Source organism: Arthrobacter sp. 260 (genome assembly GCF_013116745.1).
Classification (GTDB): Bacteria; Actinomycetota; Actinomycetes; order Actinomycetales; family Micrococcaceae; genus Arthrobacter_D.
This window is the reverse complement of record NZ_JABFOE010000186.1, coordinates 1-209: the sequence shown is the minus strand read 5'-3', so window position 1 is coordinate 209 and position 209 is coordinate 1. Positions and strand designations below refer to the sequence as shown.

1 protein-coding gene is annotated in these 209 nt (G+C 61.2%); it reads right to left on the bottom strand.

Going from position 1 to position 209, the window contains the following annotated elements; all coding sequences use genetic code 11:
* Window positions 1–209: hypothetical protein (locus HMI57_RS18795; protein WP_216607737.1), on the bottom strand; the 209-nt coding region annotated here is incomplete at both ends.

Genomic DNA, 209 nt, shown 5'->3' with positions numbered 1-209 from the left:
CCGTAGTACCACGGCTTGCAGACGATGTCGGTGTTGAAGTTCTTGATGTTGACGATGGCGTCGTTGACCTTGGCCGCGTCGTCGACGTCGGCCGGATCCATCTCCAGCAGGGTGTGCACGATGATGCGGCCGATCATGAAGCCCATCTGCTGGAACGAGCCCAGCGGCTGGTCCGGCGCGTACTTCTCCGAGATCGTGCGGTAGAGCTC